The 6,545-nt window shown below is 59.6% G+C and carries 6 protein-coding genes and 1 pseudogene; 4 read left to right on the top strand and 3 right to left on the bottom strand.

All coding sequences use genetic code 11. The features are described from left to right. Window positions 1-148, top strand: a 148-nt coding sequence (locus tag Q0L94_RS14890) for a sugar transferase (protein WP_296754696.1), incomplete at its 5' end; no start/stop codon positions are given. A 57-nt stretch (window positions 149-205) separates the two neighbouring features. On the opposite strand, the gene Q0L94_RS14885 is transcribed toward Q0L94_RS14890, so the two are convergent. Continuing rightward, complete coding sequence (locus tag Q0L94_RS14885) at window positions 206-1,024, bottom strand: nucleotidyltransferase domain-containing protein (protein WP_296754695.1); 819 nt, start codon at window positions 1,022-1,024, stop codon at window positions 206-208. A gap of 331 nt (window positions 1,025-1,355) precedes the next feature. Between Q0L94_RS14885 and Q0L94_RS14880 the strand changes: the two are divergent. Next, window positions 1,356-1,490 (top strand): annotated as a pseudogene (locus tag Q0L94_RS14880) (sugar transferase); the annotation flags it as partial. 74 nt (window positions 1,491-1,564) lie between these two features. Here the strand turns inward: Q0L94_RS14880 and Q0L94_RS14875 are convergent. Then, the gene (locus Q0L94_RS14875) at window positions 1,565-2,701 is read right to left on the bottom strand and encodes a Fic family protein (protein ID WP_296754692.1); all 1,137 of its coding nucleotides are present in this window, start codon (window positions 2,699-2,701) and stop codon (window positions 1,565-1,567) included. Window positions 2,702-3,268: 567 nt separating this feature from the next. On the opposite strand from Q0L94_RS14875, the gene Q0L94_RS14870 reads away from it, so the two are divergent. Together Q0L94_RS14870 and Q0L94_RS14865 are read left to right on the top strand one after the other, a co-directional pair. Next, entirely contained in the window at window positions 3,269-3,967 is a 699-nt protein-coding gene (locus Q0L94_RS14870; protein ID WP_296754691.1) for a PEP-CTERM sorting domain-containing protein, read from the top strand. A gap of 303 nt (window positions 3,968-4,270) precedes the next feature. Further along, a complete protein-coding gene (locus Q0L94_RS14865; protein ID WP_296754689.1) occupies window positions 4,271-6,226 on the top strand; it encodes an outer membrane protein transport protein in 1,956 nt (651 codons plus the stop codon). A 59-nt stretch (window positions 6,227-6,285) separates the two neighbouring features. Here Q0L94_RS14865 and Q0L94_RS14860 read toward each other — a convergent pair. Continuing rightward, window positions 6,286-6,545: hypothetical protein (locus Q0L94_RS14860; RefSeq protein ID WP_296754687.1), on the bottom strand; the 260-nt coding region annotated here is incomplete at its 5' end.

Raw genomic sequence — 6,545 nt, 5'->3', positions numbered from 1 at the left:
CCTGCGCGGCGAAACCGAAACCCTCGACAAGATGCGCGCCCGCATCCAGTACGACATCGACTACATGCGCAACTGGTCGCTCGGCTTCGACCTCATGATCATCGGCAAGACCCTTGCCGTCGTCTGGCGCGACCAGAACGCCTATTGAGGTTCAAGTTACAAGTTGCAAGTTGGTTGAACTTGAGTCTTGATCCTTGGCAATCGCTCAGGTTGTCAGCCAATTTCCGGCTTCAATATCCGGGTAGAGCCTGTCGAGTGCTGCGACGCCCTGCTTGGCACGGCGCTGCCAGCCTTTTCCGCGGGACACAAGATCGGCCCACGCCTCGTCTATTTCCCACGGCCGATGCTCCCTGAAATAGGCGAGCAGCGAGGCTGCCTGACGCAAATCCTTGGTGCTTTTGGCGGCAAAGCTGCCTTCCCGTTCCCCATACACGATCAACTTGTGCAGTGCGTAGCGGGCGGGATGGGGCACGCTGACCAAGACGGCGTTTGCTGGGTCGAATAGGACGGTTTGCTGGATGTTTTGCAGAGAGAACTCCATGAACTTGAGCGGCTGGAGCGGAACATTCAGCTGTGGATGCACATAAACCGCCTCGCCCTTCCGGTGGGGCACCGTCAGGAAATCCAGCCTGAACTCCGGTTCCTTCGGATTCAGGTAGGTCGCGCCAGACTTTCCCGACAGGCCGGCCGCCGGAAGGAACCCCATCTCCAGCGATTCGATTGCGCTGTGCGTCTTCACCTCGACCGTGGCCGGAAGCGCAAGAGACACACTCTTCCCTGAATGTGCAAAATCGATGTCCTGTGTGCGGGACGAGTCCCCCCAACGCAACCCCAGCATATTTCCGTATGCCAGAAACGCATGGGTGCCAACGAGCACGCCACCCGCACGAAAGAAGCCATAATCAGCCAACCGGCCGACCACCTTTAATTGGCGGGAAATCACCGGCGTGCACCCTAACGCAAGGGCCGATCTTGCCAGCGGTACCAGCGATTCTTTGGCGGCCGGCTGGGCGCGGCGCGCCATCAGGCGATGGACTGCTTCGTTGTCCGGTCCGATGAACACCTGGGCACGTTTCCCCGAGGGCTCGTAATACTGGTAATACCAGTAGGTCGTTCCCTTGACCGTCTTTTGTGCGAAGGATCCGGGGAGGTCTGCAATCGAGCGGAGGTGGTCGGCCGACAGCGCCGAATCGAGAAGCTGGGCGTAGGCTGTCTGAGCTGAAAGTGAAAGCTCCTCGAAATAGGGCATCTCGTTATACTCCAAAATATTTTTTAAGAGTATAACCAAATCGGGTTGCACGGCAACAAGCCGGACTGGCCGTCGAAATTTGCTGATCGGATCAGGCTCCTCGCCCGGCGCCTTCATCCGCCGCACCCCGCTCGACGAACTGCCGCAGTTCATCAACGTCCTGCAGGGGCGCATGAGCGTGGCCGGCCCGCGCCCCCATGCCGTCGCCCACAACGAGCAGTACCGCAAGCTCATCAAGGGCACCAGCTGCGCCACAAGGTCAATCCCGGCACCATCGGCCGGGCCTCCCGCCAATGCCCTCCGGGGCCGGAGCGCCTACCGGGCCGGCGTTTCCCAGGCAATTTCATATCCGCTGCTGCGCCCGGCCCCTGCGGTGGGCGTGAGACATCCCTTCTCGACCAGATCGGCCAATTCACGATACGCCGTGGCGCGGCTGGTCTTGTTCAGGCTCACGTACTTGCGGGTGTTGATGCAGCCCTCGAATCCGCCTGGCCCGGCGTCGAGCAGCCTGTTGATCGCCTTGCGCTGGCGGGCGTTGAGCGGGGTGGCCTGGTGGCGCAGCCAGAACCGCGCCTTCGCGAGCGTGACGGCCACCGTCGTCTCGGCCGCCCGGGCGGCCGCCTCCACCTGGGCCAGAAACCATTCCAGCCATCCGGTGACGTCCATGCTGCCGCGTTGCGTACGCTCCAGCATTTCGTAGTAGCGCTTGCGTTCACGCAGGATCTGCGCAGACAAGCTGAAAAACCGCATCGGCTGGCGCTCGTCCTGCGACAGGGCCATGTCCGTGATGGCGCGGGCCAGGCGGCCGTTGCCATCCTCGAAAGGGTGAAGCGTCACGAACCACACGTGCGCCACTCCGGCACGGATCAGGCCGTCCAGATCGGCGGGCGGCGCATTGAACCAGGACAGAAAGCGCTCCATCTCGAGCTCGAGCCGCTCGCGCGGCGGCGCCGCAAAATGCACCCGTTCGTGACCGATCGGCCCGGATACGACCTGCATCGGCGAGGGGCCTCGCAGCGCGCCGGCGTGGACCGGGGACAGTCCCGAATAGCCCGTCGGGAACAAGGCGGCCTGCCAGCCGCACAGCCGCTCGATCGTCAGGGGTGCCCCGAAATTCCGCGTGGCGTCGAGCAATGCCTCGATCAGGCCATCGACGGCACGCGGTGGTACGGGCAGCCCGGCGGCGGGCAATCCGAGGTGGCGCGCAACCGACGAGCGCACGGTATCCAGATCCAAGCGCTCGTCCTCGATGGCGCTGGTGGTGATCCCGTCCTCGACCAGGATCGAGGAAACGGCCTCCAGCGCCAGGCTCGCATCGAGGAACCGGGTGGCCCCGAGCACCTTGCCTTGTGCCAGCCTCGCTCGCGCGAGCGCCGCGCCCAGTGCGGCCGCGTCCCAGCGAAAATGGGGCCAGTCGGATTGTTCCCATATCCACGTTTGATGCGTTTGCATGCCTCAATCGCTCCTTTTTGTGAAGCGATTATGGGGGGCGTATCGCCTCGGGCGTAACAGGGCTCGACTCAATAACGGTTCGGGAGGGCCGCCCTCGGCCCGATGGGATCGCCCCGCCCAGTTTCCGGATGACCCCAATCCATCAACATATAACAATCAACTAATTTAATCAGATGCTTTTATGTCGATAAATTTTACACATGCAAAGGCGCGCCCCTGGAATTGTAAGTTATTGAAATTGCGGGAGCGGCAACGCGCCATGGCGGCAATCTCCCCTCGCGGACCTCGCCGCCGGCCAGCCTCGCGACCCCGTAAGCCCATATTTGTCGATTTTTTTTACACCTGTAGTTCAAATCTACTGTGTCAACCCGACGCAGGCAGCCGATCGAGCGCTTAACTGTTTGATAACAAGCCTCCATAAGCAAACTTTGAAGAAGACTGGTACGGCCATTGCTAAGTATGGGTCGCCGCGAAAAGAAAGATTCGGTGAGGAGTGAGAACACCGGTGTGGCAGGAGGATGTAGGTGTTGTTCGATCGATACTTAACTACATGAGGAGATTTACGAGATGAAATTCACAATGACAAAAATTGCTGCGGGTCTGGTCCTGGCTGCTGCTGCAACGGGCGCACAGGCGACTGCGGTCTACGATGGTGACACGCTGACCATCAATAATGGCGCCGCTGTATACACCGAAATTCCCGGTGTTGGCACGTTCCTGACCGGCTTCACCGGTTCCTGGTTCGGCATGGATACCGACGGCAACGGCACCATTTTGAATACCGAAAAGACCGCCCTGTCGGCGAATCTCTCGCCCGGCATCGTGATCGGCGACACCAGCGCGGCTGGCCCCTACGGCAATGGTACCGCTCTCGTGGGTTCGGCAGGCCCGATTGTTGATAGCTGGGGTTTCTTCAGCTCGACTGGCACCAATTTCCTCATTAGCCCTGTCACCGGCAGCACCGAAGCCGGTCTTGACATGAGCGGCTGGTCGGTGGCCTGGAACAACGTGCCTTACATTGACATGGGCGCCGGCGCTGCTGCGACTTTTACCTGGGATGGCGTCTACGGCAATGCCTACACGCTGAATTACTCGGCAGCGGTTCCGAGCGATTCGCCCGCTTTCCCGGGTGTGTTCTATACGCTGCACCTCGAGGGTACGGTTATGCAGGCTGCTCCGGTTCCGGAAGCTTCGACCTACGGCATGATGCTGGCTGGCCTCGGTCTGGTCGGCTTTGCGGTCCGTCGTCGCAAGACCGCGGTCTGAGTAGAACCTTCAGTCGGCTTCTTATGCCAGGCTGATCACTAAACAGGGGCGACAGCCCCTGTTTTTTTGCCACTTTGCGCCTCGGCCACGTGAAGAAGGCGCTATGCAGGAAATGGAAATGCTTTGACTATTGCGCGAATCAAGAGGCAGGTCTAATCGACACAGTATTTCATTTACCATTACGCACACAGAATATTCGCTCTTGGATGACTCAAGAACAGGTCCCCGAGAGTAGATTTGGGTGTCGGAACAAACGACGCCCGGTCGCACTAACAACAATGATTTAACCGGAGGAGAAAGTTGATGAAATATTCCATACTGCGCCTGTGTGCGCTGTCCGCGGCTCTTGCTATGGCGCATGGCCAGGTTCACGCGACGAATGGTCCCATGATGCCGGGATTTGGCAACCGCGCGACGGGTATGGGGGGGGTTGGCATTGCCTATGGGCGAGACTCGCTTTCCCAGGCCGCCAACCCCGCCAACATTGTCAATACCGGCATGCGTGGGGACATCGGGATGGCTGTTTTCAACGCCGAAAGACATGCCTGCACCGGCACCGGCACCGGTGAGATCAAGGCGGTGAACATTCCGGGGCTGGGGACGTTTTACCCCTCATGGTTCCAAAGCCTCGGATTCGATGGTTGTTCCGAGAGCGACAACAAATATTATTTGATGCCTGAAATGGGCATGACGATGCCCCTGACCGAACAGCTGCACGTTGGAATGGCATTTGTGCCATACGGGGGCGGTGGTACCAACTATTCTTATAATTTCTTCTCGTGGGAAACCGCCACGTTCAACGCGCCCGCCCCCGATGAGAAGCTTGGGGTGGATTTGATGATTCTGCAGGCGCCCGTGACTGTGGCCTACAAAGTGAACGATAATCACGCCGTCGGGGGGGCACTGGCCTTTGCCGCAAGTCGCTTTCGGGCATACGGTCTCGATGCATTCGTCGAGTTCGACGACGAATCGGCCTCCGGGGTTACGACCATCACCTCAGATCGCGCCCACATTACGAACAATGGGTTCGATTACGCGTACGGTGCGGGTATCAAGCTGGGCTATCTTGGTGAATTTCTCGATGACAGGCTGACACTGGGGCTTGTCTACAATTCCCGGACGTACATGACGAAATTCGACAAGTATCGGGGCCTGTTTGCCGAACAGGGTGATTTCGATCTTCCGGAAAGTTACGGCGTCGGCCTTGCAGTCAAGCCGGTAAAGAATTTGGTGATCGCTCTCGATGTGCTGCGCGTGAACTTCTCAGAGATCGCTTCGCTCGGCAACCGGGGCCCGGGTACGTTCCCGGGCACTACGAGCGCGACAAACCTGGAAGGCCTACCCTCCCATCTGGACCCTTCTAAAGAGCTGGGAAATGACGACGGCATGGGGTTTGGTTTCAGGGACCAAACGATCTACAAGTTTGGTGTTCAATATGGCGTTAATCGGCGCTTGCAGGTGCGCGCGGGTTACAACTACGGAAGCAACCCGATTCCAGACGACCAGTTGACCTTCGCCACGCTGGCGCCGGCCAATACCGAGCGGCATTATTCGGTGGGTTTCACGTACAGGGCCAGCGAGGAACTTGAAATTACCGGGGCGTACATGTATGCCGCGTCAAACCCCCAGAAGTCCCCTCTGCAACAAAACATCGTCGGTGCGGCCACGATCGACATGCATCAAAACCTGTTTGGCTTGACCTTGGGGTGGGTGCTGGATCCGGGCCCGGTCGCGCTGGAAGAATACGGCGAGGGCGACTGGGCCGGAATCAACTTCGACGGCTGGTACGGCGGTCTCGGCATCGGACAGTCCAACTACCAGGACATCGACGCACCTTCGGCGAACACCCGCAGCGAAGGCTGGAAGGCCTACGCAGGCTATGCGTTCAACAAGTACCTGGCTGTCGAGGGCGGCTACGTCAACCTGAACGACATGACGGCGACCGATGGCTCGGCCACCACGAAAGTGGCGACCGACGCCTGGGCGCTGGGTGCCGTGCTGAGCTATCCGGTGACCGAGAAATTCTCGGTGATCGGCAAGCTCGGTGCCGCCTACATGCTCTCCGATATAAAGGTGAAGGATGGCGTTGGCGCGCCGGACACGGTCGCGACGGGTGACGACGACTACGAGCCAAACTACGGCGTGGGCATCGCCTACGCGCTGCTCGACAACCTGAGCCTGCGCGCCGAGTGGGAGCGCTTCGACCGCAGCGACTTCGACATCGATCTGGTTTCGGCGGGGGCGGTGCTGAAGTTCTGATTGGTTGGTGTGATTTGAAGCACGGAGCCGGGGGCGCGTCCCCGGCTTTTTTCTGCCCTTCAGACAGGCCGCGACATAAGACGACGTGCGGCGGCCATTGAAATTTTTTCGCGCTTTTTTCTGCGGGCATCTTTGCTGCCCCGGCAATTCCGCGCAAAGCTTGAGGTAACATTCGTACGGTAATCCCCCCGCAAAATAGCAGCAGTCAGAAGTGGAAATTTCTCGTAATCTAACCCGAGGAGGTTCCCTTGAAGAAATCGCGTTTCACCGACAGCCAGATCATCGCTGTGCTCAAGCAGGCCGAGGCCGGCACCCCCGT

Source organism: Thiobacillus sp. (genome assembly GCF_024708915.1).
Note: the sequence above shows the minus strand (reverse complement) of the source record. Positions and strands in the feature narration are given on the sequence as shown.

What these genes read in the sequence shown, in the direction of transcription:
- Q0L94_RS14885 (WP_296754695.1), bottom strand. Translation starts at nt 1,024, where the DNA reads ATGGCGCGCCGCGCCCAGCCGGCCGCCAAAGAATCGCTGGTACCGCTG.
- Q0L94_RS14875 (WP_296754692.1), bottom strand. Translation starts at nt 2,701, where the DNA reads ATGCAAACGCATCAAACGTGGATATGGGAACAATCCGACTGGCCCCAT.
- Q0L94_RS14870 (WP_296754691.1), top strand. Translation starts at nt 3,269, where the DNA reads ATGAAATTCACAATGACAAAAATTGCTGCGGGTCTGGTCCTGGCTGCT.
- Q0L94_RS14865 (WP_296754689.1), top strand. Translation starts at nt 4,271, where the DNA reads ATGAAATATTCCATACTGCGCCTGTGTGCGCTGTCCGCGGCTCTTGCT.